Source organism: Pseudomonas sp. KH_050, assembly GCF_057838875.1.
Genome location: NZ_CM174478.1, coordinates 1414722 through 1437315 on the forward strand (window position 1 = coordinate 1414722; position 22594 = coordinate 1437315).

Here is a 22594-nt window from a genome sequence, read left to right on the forward strand (position 1 = left end):
AACTAAGCTCTGTCCATCGTCAATCACGGCGCACTGAACTCTGGAATTGCACATGATCGGATTTGCTTCACTCAAGCGTGTTTTGCTGGCCACCGCGACCCTGGGCTTCGTCGCCCACGCCGCGGCAGCCGAACCGGTGCTGACCCTGGACGTTTACAACCCTGGCAGCGCTGCACTCTTCCCGGTGACCTCGGTGCTGGTCAGCGGCAAGAAAGAGGCCATTCTGGTGGACGCGCAGTTCGGCAAATCCCAGGCCGAGCAAGTGGTGGAAAAAATCCGCGCCAGCGGCAAGCAACTGACCACCATCTACATCAGCCACGGCGACCCGGATTACTACTTTGGCCTCGACACCCTGACTGCGGCCTTCCCGAATGCCAAGGTGCTGGCTTCCAGGCCGACCGTCGACCACATCAAGGCCACCGTTGCCGGCAAACTGGCGTTCTGGGGCCCGAAAATGGGCACCGACGTACCGAACAAAACCATAGTGCCGCACGTGCTCCAGGGCCACAGCCTGACCCTGGAAGGGCAGACACTGGAGATCATCGGCCTCGATGGCAAGCAACCGGACCGAACCTTCGTCTGGATCCCGTCGATCAAGGCCGTGGTCGGCGGTGTGGTGGTGGCAGAAAACATCCATGTGTGGATGGCCGATACCCAGACCCCACAGTCCCATTCCGATTGGCTCGCCACCCTGAAAACCATCGAAGACTTGCAGCCGAAAACCATCATCCCGGGTCACTATCTGGGTGAAAGCAGCCGTTCGGTGGCAGCCGTGCACTTCACCGCCGATTACATCAAAGCCTTCGATGAAGAAACCGCCAAGGCCAACAACTCGGCCGAGCTGATTGGCGCGATGAAAAAGCGTTACCCGAACTTCGGCGAAGAAAGCTCCCTGGAGCTGAGCGCCAAGGTCGCCAAAGGCGAAATGAAGTGGTGAGTAGAACATGTAGCAGCTGGCGAAGCCTGCGTTCGGTCTGGGCCGCATCCGGACGAAGCGGTCGCAATCCGGCTGATCTGTTTTAACTGAAAAAATGCGAGTGCAGGTTTTGCGACTGCTGCGCAGCCGAACGCCGGCTGCGCCAGCTGCTACGAAATGCGCATCGACTTATACCTGGCGCTCCTGCGCCTGTTCCACCAGCCAATCCATCAATTCGCGCAACGGTACCGACGGCTCCGGCCTTTGCGGGTAGACCAGGTAATAGGCCTGGCCGGTGCGCACCTTCAGTTCGAAGGGCGTGACCAGCCGTCCGGCGCTCAGGTCTTCGCCGATCAACGACCAATCGCCGATCGCCACCCCTGTCCCTTGGGAGGCGACGGACATCGCCAGGTCCAGGGTATCGAAATGCTGGCCTTTGCCGATGTTGCTGACTTTGGTTCCGGCAGCCTCGAGCCAGGCCTCCCAATCCCGTTCGTCGCGAGTCGGGTGCAGCAACATGTGCTGTTCCAGGTCGGTGAGGGTCTTGAGCGGCGTCGTGCCATTGAGCAGTTGCTGCGAACAGACCGGCGTCAGCTGCTCATCGAACAGGTGATGGAAGGCGGCATTGTTCGGTGCCGTGCCATATACCACCGCCGCATCGAACTCTTCGCGACGAAAATCCACCTCGTGCTGCACGGTGGTGGTCAGCTCTACCGGTACGTCCGGGCGTTCCTTTTGCCACTGCAACAGGCGCGGCAGCAGCCAGCGCATCATGCAGGTCGGCGCCTTCAATTGCAGGGCTTCGCGCTTGGCGCCGACATGTTCGACGGCTTCGTCGATCAGGTTGAAGACCTGTTGAATGCGCGGATACAACTCACGTCCTTGTGCCGTCAGGCTCAGGCCGCGGGCCTGGCGCTGAAACAACGCATAACCGAGATGGCTCTCCAGCCCGGCGATCTGTCGGCTCACCGCTCCCTGGGTAATGTGCAGCAGATCCGCCGCCCGAGTGAAGTTGCAGCACTGGGCGGTGATCATGAATGTATGCAGAGCGGGCAAGGGTGGAAGACGTTTCATGGGAGCTCAGGCATGAGTGGAGGACATGCCTAGTATGACTATTTTTGGTTTGTCACCGCTATACGCCGACGGGTCCAATTGCGTCACCTTTGTGCCCCGTCGCGTGCCTGAAAACGCCATCGGGGTGCAGTTTCAACAAATAAGAAGGGCAGCAGAAATGGCGACGTGCGGCGAAGTATTGGTCAAGTTACTCGAAGGTTATGGCGTCGAACAGGTGTTCGGCATTCCGGGCGTACACACCGTCGAGCTGTATCGCGGGTTGGCCCGCTCGAGCATCAACCATGTGACGCCACGCCACGAACAGGGCGCTGGTTTCATGGCTGACGGCTACGCTCGCACCAGCGGCAAGCCGGGGGTCTGCTTCATCATCACCGGCCCGGGCATGACCAACATCACCACCGCCATGGGCCAGGCTTATGCCGACTCGATCCCGATGCTGGTGATCTCCAGCGTGCAATCGCGCAGCCAGTTGGGCGGTGGTCGCGGCAAGCTGCATGAGCTGCCGAACCAGAGCGCATTGGTCAGTGGCGTTGCGGCATTTTCCCATACGCTGATGTCCGCCGCTGAACTGCCAGGCGTGCTGGCGCGGGCGTTCGCCTTGTTCCAGGCCGGGCGCCCGCGTCCGGTGCATATTGAAATTCCGCTCGACGTACTGGTCGAAGACGCCGATGAACTGCTCGCCAGCCTGCCGGTAGTCATTAACCGCGCGGGTGCAGCGCCGTCAGCCATCGCGCAGATGGGCCAACTGCTGGCCACTGCCAAACGCCCGTTGATTCTCGCCGGTGGCGGTGCCATCGATGCGGCGGCCGAACTCACCCAACTGGCCGAACTGCTGGACGCACCCGTAGCGCTGACCATCAACGCCAAGGGCATGCTGCCCTCGCGCCATCCGCTGTTGATCGGCTCGACGCAATCGCTGGTCGCGACCCGTGCCCTGGTGGCTGACGCTGACGTGGTGTTGGCGATCGGCACTGAACTGGCCGAGACCGATTACGACATTACCTTTGCCGGTGGCTTCGAGATTCCCGGTGCCTTGTTGCGCGTCGACATCGACCCGGACCAGACCGTACGCAACTACCCACCGAAGGTGGCGCTGGTATCCGACTCGCAAACGGCGGCGCAAGCCTTGCTGACCGAGCTTGCCAAACACACCCTGGCCGAACGCCGCTCCGACTGGGGCCGGGCCCGCGCCGCCACCTTGCGTGCCGAGCTCGAGACCACCTGGGACGCACCGACCCGCGCCCAGACGCTGTTCCTCGAGACCGTTCTGCACGAGTTGCCGCAAGCGGTATTTGTCGGCGACTCGACGCAGCCGGTGTACACCGGCAACCTGACCTTCAACCCTGAGCAACCGCGCCGCTGGTTCAACTCGTCCACCGGTTACGGCACTCTCGGCTATGCCTTGCCGGCTGCCATTGGCGCCTGGCTCGGCGGTGGCTCCGAGCGCGCAGAGCGTGGCCCGGTGGTATGCCTGATCGGTGACGGCGGGCTGCAGTTCACCCTGTCGGAACTGGCCTGCGCGGTGGAAGCGCAAACGCCGATCATCGTATTGCTGTGGAATAACCAGGGTTACGAAGAGATCAAAAAATACATGGTCAACCGTGCCATTGAACCGGTCGGAGTGGACATCTACACCCCGGACTTCATTGGCGTGGCCAAGGCCCTGGGCTGTGCCGCCGAAGCCATCGTCGGCGTCGAGCAACTGCGCAGTGCCTTGCGGGCCGCCAGTGATCGTCAAGGTCCTAGCCTGATCGAAATCGACCAGACCACCTGGATGAAGGCGGTGCAGGCATGAGCAATTCTTCGACCTTGAATGGACTGTACATCGATGGCCAATGGCGCGCCGGCAGCGAAGAGTTAAAGGTCATTAACCCGGCCACCGAAGAACCCCTGGCCATCGTGAGCGGTGGCAATGAGCAAGCGGTCGATCAAGCGGTCAATGCCGCCAGCGCGGCCTTTTCGCAGTGGACCAACACCAGCGGCGCCGAGCGTGGTGCAGTGTTGCGCAAAATCGCCAGCGGCGTGCAGGCGCGTCGCGAGCGCTTGATGCAGTTGCAGTCGAGCAACAATGGCAAACCGTTGTTCGAAGCGGCCATCGATGTCGATGACGTGATTGCTACCTTCGACTATTACGCCGGTCTGGCCGAAGGTCTGGACGCTCAGCAAGACCGCAGCGTGGCCTTGCCCAGCGAAGACTTCGCCGCCCGTGTGCGCCGCGAGCCTTGTGGCGTGGTCGGCCTGATCGTGCCGTGGAACTTCCCGATGGTCACCACCGCCTGGAAGCTCGCTCCGGCGTTGGCGGCCGGGTGCTGCGTGGTGCTCAAGCCGTCGGAAGTCACGCCGTTGCCGGAGCTGGAACTGGCGGCGATCATTGCCGAAAGCGGCTTGCCCAACGGCGTGTTCAACCTGGTCTGCGGTACCGGCCTGGCGGTCGGCGCACCACTGGCAGCCGATCCGCGGGTAGCGAAGATCTCCTTCACCGGCAGCAATGCGGTGGGTGTCCAGGTCATGCAGCGGGCGGCGGAAACCGTCAAGGGTGTGAGCCTGGAGCTGGGCGGCAAATCCTCGCTGCTGGTGCTCGCCGATGCCGATCTCGAGCTGGCGGTGGAACTGGCCAGTGGCGGTGGGTTCTTCAATGCCGGGCAGATGTGCTCGGCCACCAGCCGGGTATTGGTCGCCGATACACTGGCGGACGAGTTTTTGCTGCGACTCAAGGCGCGCGCCGAAGCGATTCGCGTGGCCGACCCGTTTGACCCGGAAGTGGAGATGGGCGCGCTGGTCAATCAGGCGCAATATCAACGGGTGCTTGGCCACATTGATCGTGGCCTGAGCGCCGGTGCGAAGCTGGTTTGCGGCGGTGAGCGCCCGGCAGACCTGCCGCGCGGATATTTTTTGCGGCCGACCATCTTCACCGAAGTGCCCCTCGACAGTGCGTTGTGGTGTGAAGAGATCTTCGGCCCGGTGCTCTGTATCCGCAGTTTTGCCAGCGAAGCAGAGGCCATCGCCCTGGCCAACGACAGCGAATTCGGTCTGGTCGCCAGTGTGGTCAGCCGCGATGGCGAGGCTGCAGAGCGGGTCGCCAATGCCTTGCAGGCCGGGCTGGTGTGGATCAACGCGCCGCAAGTGATCTTCCCGCAGACGGCCTGGGGTGGCTACAAGCAGAGCAGCATCGGCCGCGAACTGGGGCCGTGGGGCCTGCAGGCGTTTCAGGAAATCAAACATGTGATTCGGGCTGTCTGACGGTCTGAAATGGGTCCGCGCATGCCTCGAAACAAGGCATGCGCTGGACACATGGCTTCAATGACAAATTTTCGATTGTTGCGCGTTCTGCGCGACCTCAGGATGAACCAACGATTCAGCTACATCCCGTATTTGCGGGGATCAGCGCTAGATCGAACCGGGCGCCTGGATGCGACCAATCTCATACCTACAAGAATAAAGGGAGTCCGTAATGGGCGAGCATGATCTGAACAGAAGACAGTTCATCAAAACGGTAGGCGTAGCTTCGGTTGCCGCGGCAGCCATGAGCATGCCGTTTATCCGGGCCAACGCCAGCGACACGCGGTTCCAGGGCAAGACCCTGCGCCTGCTGACCTGGTCGGATGACACCGGCCTGGCAGCGCTGCGCAACATCGCCGCGACCTTTGAAGCCAAGACCGGTGCCAAGGTGATTGCTGACCGTACCGGCAGTACCTCGGAAATGGTCGCCAAACTCAAGGCCGCCGGTGATCGCCCACAATACGACATCATCACCCTGGCCGGGGTCGGCGCTGAAGGCCTGGCCGCCGCCGGTCTGCTGGAAAAACCCGATCTGAACCGCATTCCCAACCTGGTGGACGTGCCGGAGAAATACCGCACTGGCGCCAACGGTCACGGCATCGGTTACCTGCTGTGGTGCAACAGTCTGGTCTACAGCACCCGCACCGTGAAGGAAGCGCCGGACAGCTATGCCGCGCTGTGGGACGCGGACCTGGCGCCGAACATCTTCCTGCCGCCGCCGAACTGGACCGAGGCCATGGACCTGATCATCATCGCCGCCAAACTGGCCGGTGGTGACGAACACAACATCGAGCCGGGCTTCAAGAAGCTTGCGGAACTCAAGGATCGTGTGGTCACCCTGGGCGAAAACCCTAACCAGATCGCCGAACTGTTCCGCACCGGCTCGCTGGATATGGGCGGCCTGTACGCCCCGGCGTTTTTCCCTAAACAGATCCGCGATCCGGCCTACGGCCTGGGTGCCACCTTCGGCATGAAGGAAGGCTTCTACACCGACCTGATGCTCTCGGTAATGCCGAAAAATCGTCCCGGTGATACCGATCTGACCTACGCCTTTATCAACCACTCTCTCGACCCGCTGGTACAGGGCAAGATGGCCGAAGACATCTACAACGGCCCGGTCAACGCCAAGGCGATCATCTCCGCCGAAGCGCGCAAAAGCCCGTACATCCTGACGCCGGAGCAGATTGCCGAGAAAGCGATCATGCACGACAACGCCTTCCTGGCGTCGGTGCATGACCAGTGGATTCGTCGTTACACGGAAATCTTCTCTTCCTGATCTGTGCTGCACAGGGTTTTGAAGTGTGACCGAATCACCCTGTAGGAGCTGCCGCAGGCTGCGATCTTTTGATCTTCAAAAGATCGCAGCCTGCGGCAGCTCCTACAGGGGATCGTGCACTCAGATACTCCTGCGCTTGATCTTCCATTGACGAGACCATTGCTATGGAACACCAACCCCTGACCCACCCTGTTGGCGCTGCTGCACCGCGCCCAAGCCGGGGTATTTCGCAGACGACCCGCGCCTGGTTTTTCCTGTCGCCGTCGATGCTGTTTCTCGGTGTGCTGATTGCCGCCAGCCTGCTGGTACTGCGCATGAGCGTGGGCACCAAGGGCGCGGAATGGACCGGCTTCAGCCTGGCCAGTTACGCCCAATTGCTGGAACCCTATTACCTGAAATCATTGCTGCTGACCTTGCGCCTGGCCTTGATCAGCGCGGTGATCGCGGTGGTGTTGGCGATCCCGGTGGCTTACACCATGTCGCGCCTGACTTCACCCTTTGTGCGGCGGGTATTTCTCGCTGCGGTGCTCTTGCCGTTGCTGGTCAACCTGCTACTGCAGAGTTATGGCTGGCTGGTGATCCTCGGCCCCGGCGGGATGCTCAACCAGGCGTTGATGGGCCTGGGCCTGATCAAGCGCCCGATCATGATGCTGTACAACCAGAACGGCGTGTTGATGGGGCTGGTGCAGACCGCATTCCCGTTGGCGGTGCTGCCGATTGCCAGCGCCATGCGCGGCGTCGCCCGCTCTTACGAAGAGGCCGCCGCAACCCTTGGAGCCAGCCGCTTGCAGGTATTCCGCCAGGTGGTCTTGCCCATGAGCTTTCCGGGAATCATCACCGGCGCGACCCTGGTATTTGCCTACAACGCCAGCAGTTTCGTGGTGCCTTTGTTGCTTGGCGGTCGGCGGGTGCCAATGCTCGCGGTGATGGTCCATGACCAGATCGCGCCGCTGATGAACTGGCCGGCCGCGTCAGCCGCGGGGGTGGTGTTGATCGTCACCACGCTGGTCATCATGACCTTCTCCGAATACATCACGGGCCGTCGTCGGCGCATGCTGGAGGCTTCGCAATGAGCACGCTAATCAAGAAGCGCCAGTCGCTGCTGCCTGGCGAAACCGGGCGGTTTGCCGGGATCCTTTCAGGCTTCATTCTATTGCTGGCGGTGTTGCCGATTCTGACCATGATCGTCATGTCCTTCAGCGGCGCGTCGAACCTGGACTTTCCACCCAGCAGCTACAGCCTGCAATGGTACAAGGCGGCCTGGACCACCTTTGTCTCGCCGGACAGCAGCGATGTGCTGAGCCTGGGCAAAGCCATGACCACCAGCCTGATGGTGGCATGCCTGACCATGGTCTTTGCGACCGTGATCGCGGTGCCTGCGGCCTATGCACTGACCCGTTGCGAATTTCGTGGCAAGGCCGTGGCGCTGCAGCTTATGTCTTTGCCCTTGGTGTTCCCGATGGTGGTGCTGGGGCTGGCGTTGCTGCTGGTATTCGACAGCCTGCCGTTCCAGATGAACACCTCGCGGCTGGTGATCGCCCACGTGATCCTCGCGCTGCCATTCGTGGTGAAAAACTGCACGGCGGCGATGTTGTCCATCGGCAGCGAAGTTGAAGAAGCCGCGCAGATGCTCGGTGCTTCACCGCTGCGGGCGATTGTCGATGTGGTCGTGCCGTTGATGAAATCGGGGATTCTTGCCGGGATGCTGCTGGCCTTTATCGTCTCGTTCAACGAATTCACCGTGACCTATTTTCTCTACACCATCGATGTGATGACCGTGCCGATCTGGATGTACAGCCGCACTGTATCGTCGCTCGATCCGACCGTTTTCTCGTTTGCCGTGCTGATCGTGCTGATCGACTTCGTCCTGATCTGGGCGCTGGAGAAGCTGGTTGGCGAAGGTGGCGTTTCCTTTTGATTTTGAGGTGCAACATGACTGGACTGATTCTGGAAAACGTCGAGAAATTCTACGGCTCGGCGTGCGCGGTAAAGGACGTCAACCTGCATTTGCCCGAGGGCAAACTGGTGTGTTTCCTCGGCCCTTCGGGCTGCGGCAAGACTACCTTGCTGCGGATGATCGCCGGGCTGGAAACCCTGTCAGGCGGCGAGATTCGGCTGGACGGCGAAGACATTGGTCATACCCCGGCGCACCAGCGCAACTTTGGCATGGTCTTCCAGTCCCTGGCGTTGTTTCCGCACATGACCGTAGGCGAGAACATTGCCTATCCGCTGAAACTGCGCGGGGTCAGCAAGGCCGATCAACAGGCTCGGGTCACCGAATTGCTGCAACTGATCCAGTTGCAGCAAATGGTCGACCGGCCGGTGTCGAAACTCTCCGGCGGCCAGCGCCAGCGCGTGGCGATAGCCCGGGCGATTGCCTCGCACCCGAAAATCCTCCTGCTCGATGAGCCGTTGTCGGCACTGGATGCCAAACTGCGTGAATCGATGCAGGTGGAAATCCGTCAACTGCAGCAACGCCTGAACATCACCACCATCCTGGTTACCCATGACCAACGCGAAGCCATGACCATGGCTGATATCGTGGTGGTGTTGGGTGAGCATCGGGTGCAGCAGGTGGGGACACCGATCGAAATCTATCGGCATCCGGCCAACGAGTTTGTCGCCGACTTTATCGGTTCAGGGAATATTTTCCCGGCCACTGCGTTGGGCAATGGCCAGATCAGTTTGCCGGGCGGCGATGCGATTGATGTGCCGATTTGCAGCAGCATCGTGGTCGGCGAGAAGGTCAAAATGCTGGTGCGTCCCGAGGACCTGCAACTGTCGCAACCCCTGGCGACGGCGGGTAATCGCCTGTTGGGCAAGGTGACCTTCGTTCGGGATATCGGCGCGACCATCGAAACCACGGTCGAGTGTTCCGGGGTTTCGTTTACCGCATTGAGCACGCCAAGCCAAGGCTTCGGCCTGAGTATCGGCAACCCGGTGTCGGTGACCATTCCGGCCGAGGCGTGCAGGGTGTTGGGGGCTTAAGGACAGTAGCCATGATGCGATCCGTAGCAGCTGCCGAAGGCTGCGTTCGGCTGCGAAGCGGCCGTAAATCCTGAGTCCTCGGTTTATCTGAGACACCGCAGTGGTTGATTTTACGACTGCTGCGCAGCCGAACGCAGGCTGCGCCATCTGCTACGGGAACGTAGCCTGCGGCAGCTGTTACGGGGGCATCCCATCAAATTGCTTTAGACACTCAACCTTAAGCGCGCCAGATCGCGCAACGGCGGTGCGCCAAACAATCGGCTGTATTCACGGCTGAATTGCGACGGGCTTTCATAGCCCACCCGATAGCCCGCCGCCGATGCATCCAGCCCTTCAGCCAGCATCAAGCGGCGCGCCTCTTGCAGGCGCAGTTGCTTCTGGTATTGCAGCGGACTCATGGCGGTCATTGCCTTGAAACGGTGATGCAGGGTCGACACGCTGAGGTTTACTTCTTTCGCCAGATCATCGATGCGTAAGGGCTGCTCGAAGTTGCCGTTGAGCCATTTGATCGCTTGGCTGATCCGATGGCTCTGGCTATTGGTAATGGCGATTTCATACAGCCGATGGCCCTGGTGGCTTCGCAACAATCGGTAAAGAATTTCTCGACGAATCAGCGGCGCGAGCATGGCGATGTCTTTCGGGTGGTCGAGCAGGCGGGTCAGGCGCAGCACCGCATCGAGCATCGGCTGGTCGAGCCGCTCTACATAGAGGCCGCGGCCGGTGGGCCGGCCGGGCACGCCCGAGGGGCCGGCATCGGCAATCAGCGCGGTGATCTCGGTCGGGTCGATATCCAGGCGCAAGGCCAGGATCGGCTGTTCTGGCGAAACATTCACCACCCGTCCGCTCAGCGGCATAGAAACCGAAACCACCAGATAATTGAGCGGATCGTAGTTGAAGTACTCGTCAGCCAGCCGTACTTCCTTGCGCCCTTGGGCAAGGATGCACAACGCCGGCTGTGCGAGTACCGGCGCAAAGTCGTGGGAGCAGCTGTGCCGCGCCAGAAATAACGAGCCGATGGCCGTCGCGTAGTTGCCATCCTCGCCGGTGTTACGACCGATGATGGTGCAGAGTTCTGCACGCTGCTTTTCCATGTCGGCGTCCAGCGGGGCTTGGGTGTGATCGAGTGATGACATGGGCTGCATCCTCTGCGCGGCTTTCAGGATGGGCACAGCTTAAGTTTGTGCAAGGCCGGGTGGTAGGCAATTGCTGCTTAAAACTTGCCTGATTCTGTCTGGAACTGAAGAACAACGAAGAAAAAACGGGTTCGGCGTTGGAAAAGTTGCTTGAAATACGACGTTTACCTTCATGTCGTGGTTTCTGCGCCGAACTGTGCAACGGGAACGCTGACGCAGGAATGTGCAACAAGCCGGCAGGAATCGACTAACGGCCAGTGCACCCGGGGCTTAATCTTGGATCTTGTCGCAGCCGGTTCAAGGCTGCTGATCGAGTCATCTTGGGAGAGTTGAATATGTCCATGCAAATTCCCGTCAGTCACATGGCCTTTGTTCGCGCCAGCGGTGGCCGCTCGATGGAGTTAGGCACGCGTTTGAGCGGCCTGATCGAGCCGACCCGTCAGGCACCCGGTTGCCTTCACTTTACCCTGCAACATTCACTGTGCGACCCGGAGTTGTGGCTGGTCTCGGGTTACTGGGTCAACCAGCAGGCGATGACCGAGTACTTCAGCACCCCTGCCATGGATATCTTTGCTGAGCTGGTGGAGGAACTGGTGATCAAAAGCCTGGATTTTCATACCTTCATTGATGTCTCGGCGGTTCAGGCCCACGGGGAATGCGCGCAACACAACAGGCTTGTGATGCAGCAGCTGGCCAGCTGAAGGGTTTAGAATGGCCGACTTTCAATTGGCCAGGATCCGCGACATGGCACGTAAAGAGTTTGCGCAGTTCGAAGCAGTTTCCGCTGTTGTACCGGGAGAGGGGGGTTACAGCGCTGCCATCGCCGTCAAGGCCCTGGGCGGTTCAGGTGCCCCGCGTTTTCATAAAGTGCTCGATGACCAGACATTCAAGACCGCCCACGACGCCGATCAGGCTGCCGCGCAACGGCTCGAGCAGCTGATTGACGTGACTGAAGACGGCGAGTTGTCCTGGGAAACTATCTGACCGCCCCTGGGCGGAACATCTTGAACAAAGCCTCAGGCCCCAGCTGGAAATAATCCGCCGGCCCGCCGCCGCGCAGAATAGGCTCTGCGGCGGCGGTATCGTAAACCCCATCCTTGAGCAGCCACTTGGCGATATGCACGGCGACCACTTCGCCGAGTATCAGCCAGCTTGGCACCAACGCCTTGTCTGCACGTTGCAGTTGAATGATCTGCGTGACCTTGCATTCGAAGGACACCGGGCTTTCTGCCACTCGTGGCACTTTGATCACCTTCGAAGCCACTGGCGTCAGTCCGGCCAGTTCGAACTCGTTCACCTCAGGCGCAACCATGGCGCAACTCTGGTTCATTCGCTCGGCCAACGGGCGGGTCGCCAGGTTCCAGGCGAACTCGCCAGTCTGCTCGATGTTATTGAGGCTGTCTTTGCGCCCGACGCTGGAAAAACCAATGATTGGCGGAATGTAGTTGAACGCGTTGAAGAAGCTGTAAGGCGCCAGGTTCAACCGCCCTTCGACATCCTGCGAGGAAATCCAGCCGATAGGACGCGGGCCGACGATGGCGTTGAACGGGTCATGGGGCAGGCCGTGGCCCTGGGCGGGTTCGTAGTAATGGATATCGTCAGGCATGGCGCTGAGGTTCCTGGAGCGGGGGATGGCGGGGAGGTGGTCATAGTGCCGGGGGTTGGGGGTTAATTCCAGTCAGGAGGGAAGATGTGGGGGCTGATGCGCCGCTTTCTTGTGCGGGCGGGCGGCCCTGTAGGAGCTGGCGCAGGCTGTGATCTTTTGATCTTGCTCCTGAGTCGTCTCCAGAACCGCCAAAAGATCGCAGGCTGCGCCAGCTCCTACGCTGGCCGGGGCCGGGCTGTGATGCCGCATTCATGGGTTAGCTGATGGACGCGGAACCGGTGCGGTCGAAGCCATCGGCAGCCAGGGTGGCAGCGCCGGTGCGGTCGAAGCCATCGGCAGCCAGGGTGGCAGCACCGGTGCGGTCGAAGCCATCGGCAGCCAGGGTGGCAGCGCCGGTGCGGTCGAAGCCATCGGCAGCCAGGGTGGCGGCGCCGGTGCGGTCGAAGCCGTCGGCAGCCAGAGTGGCAGCGCCGGTGCGGTCGAAGCCGTCGGCCGCCAGGGTGGCAGCGCCGGTGCGGTCGAAGCCATCGGCAGCGATGGTGCGGTCATAACCGTCGGCGGCGAAGGTGTTGGCCGCCAGTACGGAGAGGGTCAGGGCGATGATCAGTTTGGTTTTCATGGTGGTTACTCTGGTTCGTTGGCGTGGTGTGCGCTGGGTATGGAATGAATCTTACGCTTGATAAATTGATTGAAAAGCGCAAATAAATGCTCATATTTATCGAATAAATAGATGTTAGCTGCAGCCGCTTTACCAAGCCGGTTAACACTGGCTTAGGTAATCGTTGCTTGAATTCGATTGATGCTGAGGATGCGCGGTGAGAATTAACCGAGCATTAATCAATGAGACTGCTTTCCAGAACCCATGAAAAAAGGGGCAGAACCCTTGCAGGTCTGCCCCTTCTTTTTACCGCCTGTAGCGTTAGTCAGTCTCGATCCGCGAGTGTTTGCGGGTGTCTTTCATGGTCACGTAGACCAGCAGCGAAACCGCGATGCAGGCGGTGACGTACCAGTAGTAACCGGTCTCCATGCCGATGCTCTTGAACCACAGCGCAATGTATTCAGCGGTGCCGCCGAAGATCGATACGGTCAGGGCATACGGCAGGCCGACGCCCAGGGCGCGGATTTCGGTCGGGAACAATTCGGCTTTGACCACGGCGTTGATCGAGGTGTAGCCGCTGACGATGATCAGTGCGGCCATGATCAGGAAGAACGCGCCCCACCAGGTCTGGACGGTATGCAGAGTGGTAAGGATCGGTACGGTGAACAAGGTGCCGAGAATGCCGAAGGCAATCAGGATTGGCCGCCGCCCGACTTTATCCGATAGCCCGCCAATGATCGGTTGCAGGCACATGAACAGGAACAGCGTGGCCGCCGAGATGGTGGTGGAGTCGGAAATGCTCATGCCGACGGTGTTCACCAGGTACTTCTGCATGTAGGTGGTGTAGGTGTAGAAGGCCAGGGTGCCGCCCATGGTCAGGCCGACCACTGTCATCAGTTCCTTTGGATGGCGCATCAAGGTGCGCATCGCGCTTTCCTTGGCCTTCACTTTCTTGGTGAACGACTCGGTTTCTTCCATACCACGACGCAGGTAGAGCGCGACCACGGCACACAGCGCGCCGATGGCGAACGGGATGCGCCAGCCCCAGGCGTACAGCTGTTCGGTGGTCAGGGTCTGTTGCAGCACGATCAGTACTGCCAGGGCGATAAGCTGACCGGAGATCAGCGTGACGTACTGGAAGCTGGAGTAGAAGCCGCGACGTTCCTTGGTTGCCATTTCGCTGAGGTAAGTCGCCGAGGTGCCGTACTCACCACCGACCGACAAACCTTGCAGCAGGCGAGCGAACACCAGCAGGATCGGGGCGCCGATACCGATGGTTTCATAGCCCGGACTCAGGGCGATCAGCAGTGAGCCGAAGCACATCAGATACACCGAGGCCATCAACGCAGCCTTGCGACCGGCGCGGTCGGCGTAGAGGCCCATCAGCCAGCCCCCGATCGGACGCATCAGGAAGCCCACGGCGAAGATCGCAGCGGTGTTCAGAAGTTGTGCAGTGGTGTCGCCCTTGGGGAAGAACGCTTTGGCAAAGTACAGCGAGAAGGCGGCGTAGACGTACCAGTCATACCACTCGACCATGTTGCCGACAGAGCCGCTGAAAATCGATTTGATACGGCTGGAAGTGGTTCGTACTGTTGCCGGCGCAGCCGCCGACCCGAGGGGCAGGGTATTGGAGTTATCCATATAGGATCCTTCATCTCATTGTTTTTGTGGAGCGCGCCGAAACGCAGCCTGACCATGTCTATAGCAGGAGCTGTGCCAGGATGGAGAGGGTTGGTTTAGAGGGGTTGCAGGGGATTGGTGAGCGGAAATCCGCTTGTTGGAGGGGTGGGCATGAGCGGAAAGTCGCCTATTGTGGCGCTCTCTGGAAAAGATCGCAGCCTTCGGCAGCTCCTACGTGGATCATCATTCATTCGTGGAATTGCTGCCGAAGGTTCGGGCCGCGTTCGGACGATCTTTTGATCTGTTGGAGGCAAATCACTCCTCCTTCAAAAACATCTCCCGTACCAACCCATGGCGCTGCATCTTTTCATTGAAAGTCCGCCGCGGCAGTTGCAACTCGACGAGCACTGCCTTGATATCGCCCTTGTGCCGGGTCAGTGCCGCCCTGAGGCAATGGGCTTCGAAGGCCTCCTGCTGCGCGGCGAGGGACTGGCCGGGTTCGATGCCGTCCGGTTCCGGCTCACCGAGCCCCAACACCTGACGCTCGGCGACGTTCGCCAGTTCGCGGACATTGCCCGGCCAGTCGTGGCTGAGCAGGCGGCTCAGTTGCGGACCGCTCAAAGGCGGGAAACTGCGCCCCAGACGCTCGGCAGCGCTGTGGGCAAAATGTTCGAACAACAGCGGAATATCTTCACGGCGTTCGCGCAACGGTGGCAGGCGCAATTCAGCGACGTTCAGCCGATAGGCCAGGTCTTCGCGAAAACGTCCGGCGCGGGCCTCATCCAGCAGATCAGGTTTGGTCGCGGCGATGATCCGCAAATCAACCCGGATGCTCTGGTTCGACCCCAGTCGTTCAAGCTTCTGCTCCTGCAACACCCTTAGCAGCTTGACTTGCTGGGCCAGCGGCATGCTTTCGATCTCATCGAGAAACAGCGTGCCACCGTCGGCGTATTCAAGCTTGCCGATACGCTTGCCCTGAGCGCCGGTAAAGGCGCCGCTTTCATGGCCGAACAGCTCGGCTTCGAACAACTGCTCGGGGATCGCCGCGCAGTTCAGCGCGACAAAAGGCTTGTCGGCGCGCGGACCGAAATCGTGCAGGCAACGGGCGACCAGCTCTTTGCCGCTGCCGGTTTCGCCACGGATCAGCACGTTGACCGGCAACGCCGCGAGGTCCAGCACCTGTCGGCGCAAGGTCTGTAGCCCACGGGAAACCCCCAGCAGGCTGGCATCGAGTTTGGCGCGGTTATCGGCCTGCTCATGCAACGCGCGGTTTTCCAATACCAGCCGACGTTTGTCCAGCGCCCGACGCAGGCTGCCAAGCAAGGTTTCGGGGCTGAAGGGTTTTTCCAGGAAGTCGTAGGCGCCATCGCGCATTGCTTCAACGGCCATTGGCACGTCGCCATGGCCAGTGAGCAGGATCAGCGGCAGGTCAGGGTCCAGCGCCCGGACCTTGCCCAGCAGTTCCAGGCCGCTCATGCCGGGCATACGCACGTCACTGAGAATCACCCCGGGAAAATCCCTCGGCAGTTGCGCCAGGCACTCTTCGGCGCGGCTGAACAGTTGCACCACAAAACCCGAGAGACTCAGCCACTGCTCCACGGCGCTGCGGATACTGGCTTCATCGTCGACCACAATCACCGAGTTCAACATGGGCTTTGTACCTCCAGAGCGATAGGCAGGGTCATGGTGAAGATCGCGCCGCCCGGACGATTGCCGGCACTCAGGCGCCCGCCGTGTTCGTGGACGATGGCATACGACACCGCCAGCCCCAGACCGAGACCGTCACCCACCGGTTTGGTGGTGAAAAACGGGTCGAACACATTCGCCAGATGCTCATCGCTAATACCGCCGCCGCTGTCGGCAACAGTCAGCCGCCACACATGTTGATCAGCCTCGATGCGGATTTCCAGGCGCTTGAGCGGTTTGTCGCGCATCGCATCGAGGGCATTGCGCAGCAGGTTGATCAGCACCTGCTCCAGACGAATCGCATCGCCTCGGACCCACGCCGGGCGGGTCAGGTGCAGCACGCTGCTGACATGTTCATCGCGCATGCGCGCGTCGAGCAAGTGCAAGGATTGGTCGACTACCGCCGCCAGGTCCAGGCGCTCGCGCAAACCGCTGGGGCTCTTGCGGGCAAAGGTCTTGAGATGACCGGTGAGGGCGGCCATGCGCGTCAGCAGGTCATCCAGCGGGCCGAGGGCTTTATAAGCGTCGTCTATCCGACCGTGATTCAGCAGCAAGCGCAGCGTGGCCAACTGCATGCGTTGCGCGGTCAGCGGCTGGTTGATTTCATGGGCCAGCGCGGCGGACATCTGCCCCAGGGCGGCGAGTTTGGCGGACTGCACCAGGCCGTCCTGAGCGGTGCGCAAGTCGCGGGTGCGTTCTTCCACCAGCTTTTCAAGTTCTTCGCGGCTGCGCTGCCGCATCCGGGCCAGGCGCCAGCGCTGGTTGAGAAACAGCAGCAGGAACACCAGCGTCAGCCATAACCCGGCCGCGGCCAGCCCGGCGTTACGGCTGTCTTCAAACGCGACTTGCGGGCGGCGCAGCAGGTGCAGGGTCCAGCCTTCGGCGGTCAGTGGCAGTGATTCCCACAAATAATCCGCAGTACCGTCCGGTCCCTCGACACGGGTCAGGGAACTGTTCTCGTCGAAGTGCCGCACGGCGCGGTATTCGAGTGGGGTCAGCGGTTGCTTGTCGTATTGGCGGGTGGCTTTGAGCTCTGCCCGGTCATGTTCCGACAGTGGCTGCAACAGGCGATACCGCCAGCCAGGCTGATTGGCGATGAACACGATGCCACGGGCATCGCTGACCAGCAGAGTGTCGCTGCCCTGACGCCATTCGCGCTCAAGTTCGGGGAACTCCAGTTTCACCACCATCGCGCCGAGAAACTCGCCGCTTTCACTGGTCACCGCGCTGGACAGGAAGTACCCGGGAATGCCGCTGGTCACGCCGACGGCGTAAAAACGTCCGCTGCCCTGACTGCGGGTCTGGCTGAAATACGGGCGAAAGCCGTAATTGTGACCGACATAACTGCTCGGCAGGCGCCAGTTACTGGCGGCCACGGCCAGGCCGGTGCGATCGAGCAGTTCCAGGGTCGAAGACTGGGCGGCACCGTTGATTTTCTCCAGATTGCGATTCAGAGCGTCTTGCTGCTCGCGGCTCACCGGGCCCTTCAATGCGCTGCTCAACTGCGGATCCAGCGCCAGCACGGCGGGCAAGGCACGATAACGTTCGATCAGCGTGTGCAGGGAATTGGCATACAGCGCCAGTTGTTCGCTGGCGAGGGCGGCGTCGTCCACCAGGGCCTGGCGCTCGGTGTGACGCACGGCCAAGCCGGCCGCGAGTGCGGCGCCGGCAATGATCAGCAGGGTGTAGAGCGTCAGACGCAGGGTGCGGGACGTTGGGAGCATGGGCGGAAGTCAGGCCGATGATTAGGAGGCGCAAGATAGCATGAGACTATCTTGCGCCAGCTGCCTCCTCGTAGGGCTGCACTCATTGCGTGCCTTGCTAGTGGCTGTTTTTTCGGGCCTCAACCTCTTCTTGCGTATCGTTTTCGTCTTCGCTGATGTTGTACCAGTTGCAGTAGGTCATCCGCCGCATCCAGCCATTGGCGAGCCAGGTTTCGGTGGGCCGGCCGGGGGCGTCATAGAACTGTTTGTCGTGGTAGCCGTGCTTTCTGAACGATTCATCATTGATGTAACGGTACAGGTCGGCGAAATAGGGTCGATAGACCCGGATGGCCAGCCCTTTGTTGTTGTATTCCTGTCGTTCGCTGACCCGCCAGCGGCGCGCTGCTTCTGCTTGCAGCGGGTTGCCCTGGTCATCAAGTTTCAAGTTGCCGTTTTCGTCGACCACATAGGCTTTGCCTGGCTCGACTTCCTGCTTGGTTTGCAACGCCCGCCCGAAACCGTCCCAGCAGGTGATGGTGCAGCGAAATTGTTTCTCCTCCTCGGGGTCGTAGGGGTAGCGATCGGCCTGTAGGGTGGTGGCATGCACGGGTTCGCGTTGTGCAGCCTCGATCAGCGCTTGCAACTTCAGGTCTGCCGGTGTCGGGTTTTTGAGGTTTTCCAGGCGGATTCGAGCCGAGGCCCGTATGCAGTAGTCAGGCACAAGCAGGTCACCTTGATCCACCCATTGTTTGAGCCACTGCGGGTTTTGCTTTTCGGGCTCCGGGATGCAGCCCATCCAGCTGAACGAGTCTTCGAAGGTCGCCGTGGCAGCATTGAGCAGGGCGTCCTTTTTATGCTCGATAGCCCAGGCCGGGCTGTCGACCTCGGGCCGTTGGTAGGTGTCGATGGGGTCGAAACCGACCGCTTTTACACCGCCAATCGAACTGTCCCACTCGGTGCCATAAAAGCTGGTGGCGAACAGCTGCCCGAAAGCGCCGTAGCAGGCTTCCCGAGAGTTTGCGTTCGGGTCGACGATGCGGGCGGGCTGGCCGGTGCGATAGTCGACCTGCTCGACATGGGTCTTGCAGCCGTCGGGCAAGGTGATCGCGGTGCTCAGCAGGTAGTAACCGTCGTAGGCGACGCTGGTAATGCCATGGCTCTTGGTCGCCTGGAAGCTCTGGACGTTGTAGAACGTATCCAGCCCGCCGTGTTTGGCGAAGCCACGTTTGACCGACCAGAGCTTGATCGTTGCGTCGTCTGGAAAAAAAGCCGGCATTTCGTGGTAGCCGATGGCTTTGAATTTCGCATCGTCCGGACGCTCCGCGGGTGGCAGAACCTCGTAAGCCTTCAAGGCGCCTTCATCCAGTTCGGCCGTTTCGGTGTAGTCGGGCAGAGCATCGAAACGAGCGGTACCGTCGTCCAGTGTGTCACCGGTTTTCGCGTCTTTGTAACGTTGCACGGACATCCCCGCCAACATCCGATCGACGTTTGGATGTTGTGGGTCAAGCGGGTTGTAGGTACTGCCTTCGCCGAAGGATTCCCAGCAAATGAGGAACGGCTTGGGTCCGTCCTCCTTGCTCACCACCAGGGCATTGCCGCGCTGGCGATAAGGCAGGCCCAGGCGCCAGCCTTGCCAGTTCTGTTCTTTCTCGTCGAGGTGGATGTAATCGGCCAGGGTTTCAGCCAGGTAGTGATATTGCTGTGCTTTGTCATGAGCGTCACGCCACCAGGTTTGCTGGTAAGTATCAGTGAACGGTGGTGTGTCCTGGTCGGTCTTGCGTCGCCCATAGGCAATCGTCACGCCATGGGTGAGGTGACCTTTGCGATCCCGACTCAGGTTGAGGCTGTGCTGGCACAGTGGGTCGAAGTGATCGGGGGCATCGGGGTAGTGCTCGTACTGGTAGCTGATGGATTCAAGGGGCAGTGGCAGCATCACCGAGTAGGGCTGGGGCGGGATCACGTCTGGCGTCAAGCCGCGCAGTTCACGCACCAGATAACGGCTGTGCTGCACGGTGTAGGGCACAGCGGTCTTGGGGTTGGCTGCAACGTCTGCCGCGGCATAAACCTCCATACACAGCACTGAGCCACTGAGGGTACGGGCTATTTCCCGTGCCTGGTCAGGGGTGGGATTTTTGATGACCTGATCGGCCTCGTCCTGATGATGGTAGCGAGTGTAGACATGGCCTTTAAGCGGGTGGATCTCGGCGTCGCGGCTGAAATCGTCATCGCCGGGCATGTCCAGATACTGACCGGTGTGAAACCGGGTCCGGGTCAGGATGGCAGCGGTGTATCCCTCTGCAAGTGCCTCATGGCTCGGGGTTTCGGTATCGGTGGCCAACACTATGGCAAATCCGCGAAATTCACGCTCGGTGCCGTCGTAATAGCCTCCAAGGTACTGGAACCCCTGGGTCAGCCGGTTGCCGGTAATCTCGTCGAACTGGGTCTGTTGGCTGACAACGTGTACGGGGAACGGCAGGTACGAGACCGCAGGTTTATTCTCGGCCAGCAAGCGTTGCTTTTCATCCAGCCACTCTTGCGCGGAGCTGCGATAACTGACGCTGCCGGCGGCGCCCATATTGTTGTTGGTGCTGCTGAGCAAGTAGGGTTTGGCACTGACGAAATCGTAGTGCCAGTGCCGCGGCGACATGTGCGGCACGGTCAGAATCAGGCTGGAACAGCCAAGCCCATGCAGATCCGCGAGGCTGACCTGACAGAAACGGTCGTAACGCACACCTTCGGGCCAAGGCAGCTCGACCGGTATTTTCTCGAAACCCGTGCCGCAGCGGTTCATGAAGATCAGTGCGTGATCGCTCGTCAGGTAGATCAGATCTACAGCACCCGAACCGTCCAGATCTGCCAACTGAATGTATGAGGCGTTGAAGGTGCTGTAATCAAAACCACTCAACGTGGAAAACAGAAAACCTTCACCGAACACCCCCCGGCCCAGGTTTGGCCAGCACCACACTTCGTTGTAGCGGATGCGGATCAGGTGTTGCTGGCCGCTGCCGAGCAGGTCGGCGAACGCCACCAGTTCGGTCTGTGAGTTGCCGTGCAGGGGCAACCGGTCGTCCGGAATGTGAGGTACGTCCACACCCTTTTCGAAGCCTTGCTCACGGCCGTTGGCATACAGCCGCACGCTCTTGGGGCCGATCATGGCCAGATCGGACAGGCCGTCGCCCACCAGGTCGGCCAGTTGCGCCGACGGATGGAAAAACTCGGTCGGCATGGCAGCGAAGGAGACAGGAGCCGACCAACTCTGGTCCGGGTTGCGAGTGAAGAACACGCTGTAACCAGGCCGGGCCACCAGCCATTCCAGGCGGCCGTCACCGTTCAGATCCGTGAGGGATTGGCGCAGCGGTTTGCTGCTGTCGGCATTTGGCAAGTTGGGGAGCAGTTCCCAGTCAGCGTAAGTCACTTCATCGGGATGGGTTGCAGGGGTTGCCCTGAGGGGCGCGCGGTAATACCAGGCCTTGTCGCTTTGATACAAAATCCCCGGCAGGCCCTCGCCGTTCAGATCGACCAGGTGATAATGCTGCCCGTCATTGAGCCCGGGCATGGCGTCAAAGGCATGGTAACCAGAGGTGTCGGGTTTGAGCTCGAAGGGGTTATAGGCGAACTCCACCGGTGGCCGGTTTTGCATCTTGCCCTTGGCGTCATAGGCTTGGTGGTGGGCGGCCTTCAGGTGGTTATAGCCCAACGGGCTTTGCTGATACTCGAACAACAGGCGTTGCACCAGCACCGGTTCGGGGCCCATCGTCGGCTCTTCCGGGAAGCGGTGAAACATCAGCACCTGCCGGCAAAGGCGCCGGGTACACAGCTCAAAACCGTAGGCGAAGTTGGTGAAGGGGTCGCCGCGTTCGAGCCAATTGGCCCCGTCATAGCCTGGCGTCGCCGCGTACCCGGTGTCGCGCTCGCCGTAATCGAACACCAGAATAAAATGCCACTGGTCCTCTTTCCAGCCATCGGCTTTCCACGAATACAGATTCGCCTCGGCCTTGAAGTTACCGTAGTACACCTTGCTCAGGTAGCGCTGGGCGCTGTAGTCACGGGGCTGCGTTGGGTCTGCGGGTTTCTCTTCGGGCTTGTACTGGTAGACGATGTGTTCGCCTCGCAGATTCACACTCTCGTCCAGCAACCAGACGCCGACATGTTCTTGCGCGTTTGGATCGGCTCGGCGTGAGGCCTGGGTCTTGCCGAACAGATGCAGGCTGCCATCGGCGCCGTGGATCAGCCAGAAGCCCGGCTTGTCAGTGGCCGAGGACCAATGTTCGATCAGGGAAAACGCGCCTTCGACCCGGGGCCAGTAACGAACCACGTCATGCTTGCCGAGCGTCGTGTCCAGGTAGGTGGTCTCTTCTCTGGAGATGATCTTGCCAGTGCCATCTCGTTCCGCCATCAAGTCACTGGCGCCTGGCATTTCGAACAGGTCTGCATCGGTATAGGTCGGCACCCCCTTGCGGGTGCGTCGGGTAATGGCATTCACCGACAGGCTGAAGCCGATACCGAACAGACTGTTGCCCACGCCGCTGCTGTAACCCAGGCTCAATGCCGGGGCAAAGCCTCGCCCCGGGGAGATGGGCAGCCCGAGCTCGAACGAGGCCGTGCCCGTGGCACCGACCGGGCCCATGCCCTTGCCGATGCTTTGGATGGCGCCGCCGCCCTTGGGGAGGGATGGGGCGTTGATTTCCATCGCAGATTGCTCGTTCATGGCGGGT

17 protein-coding genes are annotated in these 22594 nt (G+C 60.6%); 9 read left to right on the forward strand and 8 right to left on the reverse strand.

Annotation, left to right across the window (positions count from 1 at the left end):
• Nucleotides 1–52: 52 nt before the first annotated feature.
• Nucleotides 53–937, forward strand: coding sequence for an MBL fold metallo-hydrolase (locus AC3IUA_RS06540; RefSeq protein WP_489359661.1), 885 nt, complete (start codon nucleotides 53–55; stop codon nucleotides 935–937).
• Between the two features lie 168 nt (nucleotides 938–1105).
• Here the strand turns inward: AC3IUA_RS06540 and AC3IUA_RS06545 are convergent, their stop codons facing one another.
• The gene (locus tag AC3IUA_RS06545; protein WP_489359662.1) at nucleotides 1106–1990 is read right to left on the reverse strand and encodes a LysR substrate-binding domain-containing protein; all 885 of its coding nucleotides are present in this window, start codon (nucleotides 1988–1990) and stop codon (nucleotides 1106–1108) included.
• A 157-nt stretch (nucleotides 1991–2147) separates the two neighbouring features.
• Between AC3IUA_RS06545 and AC3IUA_RS06550 the strand changes: the two genes are divergently transcribed.
• From AC3IUA_RS06550 to AC3IUA_RS06575, 6 genes are all read left to right on the forward strand, one after another.
• Nucleotides 2148–3785 carry a 5-guanidino-2-oxopentanoate decarboxylase gene (locus AC3IUA_RS06550; protein ID WP_489359663.1) on the forward strand — a complete coding sequence of 546 codons (1638 nt, stop codon included), beginning with the start codon at nucleotides 2148–2150 and terminating at the stop codon, nucleotides 3783–3785.
• Nucleotides 3782–5230, forward strand: coding sequence for an aldehyde dehydrogenase family protein (locus AC3IUA_RS06555; protein ID WP_489359664.1), 1449 nt, complete (start codon nucleotides 3782–3784; stop codon nucleotides 5228–5230). The genes AC3IUA_RS06550 and AC3IUA_RS06555 overlap by 4 nt, the downstream gene beginning before the upstream one ends.
• A 211-nt stretch (nucleotides 5231–5441) precedes the next feature.
• Nucleotides 5442–6545 carry an ABC transporter substrate-binding protein gene (locus AC3IUA_RS06560; protein WP_489359665.1) on the forward strand — a complete coding sequence of 368 codons (1104 nt, stop codon included), beginning with the start codon at nucleotides 5442–5444 and terminating at the stop codon, nucleotides 6543–6545.
• A 164-nt stretch (nucleotides 6546–6709) separates the two neighbouring features.
• Nucleotides 6710–7618: an ABC transporter permease gene (locus AC3IUA_RS06565; RefSeq protein ID WP_489359666.1), complete on the forward strand. Its 909-nt coding sequence runs from the start codon at nucleotides 6710–6712 to the stop codon at nucleotides 7616–7618.
• Nucleotides 7615–8463, forward strand: a complete 849-nt coding sequence (locus tag AC3IUA_RS06570; protein WP_489359667.1) for an ABC transporter permease — start codon at nucleotides 7615–7617, stop codon at nucleotides 8461–8463. The genes AC3IUA_RS06565 and AC3IUA_RS06570 overlap by 4 nt, the downstream gene beginning before the upstream one ends.
• A 14-nt stretch (nucleotides 8464–8477) precedes the next feature.
• A complete protein-coding gene (locus tag AC3IUA_RS06575; protein ID WP_489359668.1) occupies nucleotides 8478–9533 on the forward strand; it encodes an ABC transporter ATP-binding protein in 1056 nt (351 codons plus the stop codon).
• 203 nt (nucleotides 9534–9736) lie between these two features.
• Here the strand turns inward: AC3IUA_RS06575 and AC3IUA_RS06580 are convergent, their stop codons facing one another.
• Complete coding sequence (locus AC3IUA_RS06580; protein WP_489359669.1) at nucleotides 9737–10666, reverse strand: AraC family transcriptional regulator; 930 nt, start codon at nucleotides 10664–10666, stop codon at nucleotides 9737–9739.
• 335 nt (nucleotides 10667–11001) lie between these two features.
• On the opposite strand from AC3IUA_RS06580, the gene AC3IUA_RS06585 reads away from it, so the two are divergent.
• Complete coding sequence (locus AC3IUA_RS06585) at nucleotides 11002–11367, forward strand: putative quinol monooxygenase (RefSeq protein ID WP_489359670.1); 366 nt, start codon at nucleotides 11002–11004, stop codon at nucleotides 11365–11367.
• Nucleotides 11368–11377: 10 nt separating this feature from the next.
• A complete protein-coding gene (locus AC3IUA_RS06590) occupies nucleotides 11378–11650 on the forward strand; it encodes a hypothetical protein (RefSeq protein WP_489359671.1) in 273 nt (90 codons plus the stop codon).
• On the opposite strand, the gene AC3IUA_RS06595 is transcribed toward AC3IUA_RS06590, so the two are convergent.
• The 6 genes from AC3IUA_RS06595 to AC3IUA_RS06620 all read right to left on the reverse strand — a co-directional run bounded on the left by AC3IUA_RS06595 (nucleotide 11643) and on the right by AC3IUA_RS06620 (nucleotide 22587).
• Nucleotides 11643–12272: a flavin reductase family protein gene (locus AC3IUA_RS06595; RefSeq protein WP_489359672.1), complete on the reverse strand. Its 630-nt coding sequence runs from the start codon at nucleotides 12270–12272 to the stop codon at nucleotides 11643–11645. The two genes, AC3IUA_RS06590 and AC3IUA_RS06595, sit on opposite strands and share 8 nt — an antisense overlap.
• A gap of 256 nt (nucleotides 12273–12528) precedes the next feature.
• Nucleotides 12529–12891 carry a heme utilization protein gene (locus AC3IUA_RS06600; protein WP_489359673.1) on the reverse strand — a complete coding sequence of 121 codons (363 nt, stop codon included), beginning with the start codon at nucleotides 12889–12891 and terminating at the stop codon, nucleotides 12529–12531.
• Between the two features lie 300 nt (nucleotides 12892–13191).
• Nucleotides 13192–14511 (reverse strand): MFS transporter, encoded by a 1320-nt coding sequence (locus AC3IUA_RS06605; RefSeq protein WP_489359674.1) that lies wholly within the window; start codon nucleotides 14509–14511, stop codon nucleotides 13192–13194.
• Between the two features lie 294 nt (nucleotides 14512–14805).
• Complete coding sequence (locus tag AC3IUA_RS06610) at nucleotides 14806–16140, reverse strand: sigma-54-dependent transcriptional regulator (protein WP_489359675.1); 1335 nt, start codon at nucleotides 16138–16140, stop codon at nucleotides 14806–14808.
• Complete coding sequence (locus tag AC3IUA_RS06615; RefSeq protein ID WP_489359676.1) at nucleotides 16134–17900, reverse strand: sensor histidine kinase; 1767 nt, start codon at nucleotides 17898–17900, stop codon at nucleotides 16134–16136. The genes AC3IUA_RS06610 and AC3IUA_RS06615 overlap by 7 nt, the downstream gene beginning before the upstream one ends.
• 97 nt (nucleotides 17901–17997) lie before the next feature.
• On the reverse strand, nucleotides 17998–22587 hold the full coding sequence (locus tag AC3IUA_RS06620; protein ID WP_489359677.1) for a SpvB/TcaC N-terminal domain-containing protein: 4590 nt from the start codon (nucleotides 22585–22587) through the stop codon (nucleotides 17998–18000).
• Nucleotides 22588–22594: the final 7 nt, after the last annotated feature.

Excerpts from the sequence above, each read along its gene's own strand:
- AC3IUA_RS06540 (WP_489359661.1), top strand. The coding sequence starts at position 53 with ATGATCGGATTTGCTTCACTCAAGCGTGTTTTGCTGGCCACCGCGACC.
- AC3IUA_RS06545 (WP_489359662.1), bottom strand. The coding sequence starts at position 1,990 with ATGAAACGTCTTCCACCCTTGCCCGCTCTGCATACATTCATGATCACC.
- AC3IUA_RS06550 (WP_489359663.1), top strand. The coding sequence starts at position 2,148 with ATGGCGACGTGCGGCGAAGTATTGGTCAAGTTACTCGAAGGTTATGGC.
- AC3IUA_RS06555 (WP_489359664.1), top strand. The coding sequence starts at position 3,782 with ATGAGCAATTCTTCGACCTTGAATGGACTGTACATCGATGGCCAATGG.
- AC3IUA_RS06560 (WP_489359665.1), top strand. The coding sequence starts at position 5,442 with ATGGGCGAGCATGATCTGAACAGAAGACAGTTCATCAAAACGGTAGGC.
- AC3IUA_RS06565 (WP_489359666.1), top strand. The coding sequence starts at position 6,710 with ATGGAACACCAACCCCTGACCCACCCTGTTGGCGCTGCTGCACCGCGC.
- AC3IUA_RS06570 (WP_489359667.1), top strand. The coding sequence starts at position 7,615 with ATGAGCACGCTAATCAAGAAGCGCCAGTCGCTGCTGCCTGGCGAAACC.
- AC3IUA_RS06575 (WP_489359668.1), top strand. The coding sequence starts at position 8,478 with ATGACTGGACTGATTCTGGAAAACGTCGAGAAATTCTACGGCTCGGCG.
- AC3IUA_RS06580 (WP_489359669.1), bottom strand. The coding sequence starts at position 10,666 with ATGTCATCACTCGATCACACCCAAGCCCCGCTGGACGCCGACATGGAA.
- AC3IUA_RS06585 (WP_489359670.1), top strand. The coding sequence starts at position 11,002 with ATGTCCATGCAAATTCCCGTCAGTCACATGGCCTTTGTTCGCGCCAGC.
- AC3IUA_RS06590 (WP_489359671.1), top strand. The coding sequence starts at position 11,378 with ATGGCCGACTTTCAATTGGCCAGGATCCGCGACATGGCACGTAAAGAG.
- AC3IUA_RS06595 (WP_489359672.1), bottom strand. The coding sequence starts at position 12,272 with ATGCCTGACGATATCCATTACTACGAACCCGCCCAGGGCCACGGCCTG.
- AC3IUA_RS06600 (WP_489359673.1), bottom strand. The coding sequence starts at position 12,891 with ATGAAAACCAAACTGATCATCGCCCTGACCCTCTCCGTACTGGCGGCC.
- AC3IUA_RS06605 (WP_489359674.1), bottom strand. The coding sequence starts at position 14,511 with ATGGATAACTCCAATACCCTGCCCCTCGGGTCGGCGGCTGCGCCGGCA.
- AC3IUA_RS06610 (WP_489359675.1), bottom strand. The coding sequence starts at position 16,140 with ATGTTGAACTCGGTGATTGTGGTCGACGATGAAGCCAGTATCCGCAGC.
- AC3IUA_RS06615 (WP_489359676.1), bottom strand. The coding sequence starts at position 17,900 with ATGCTCCCAACGTCCCGCACCCTGCGTCTGACGCTCTACACCCTGCTG.
- AC3IUA_RS06620 (WP_489359677.1), bottom strand. The coding sequence starts at position 22,587 with ATGAACGAGCAATCTGCGATGGAAATCAACGCCCCATCCCTCCCCAAG.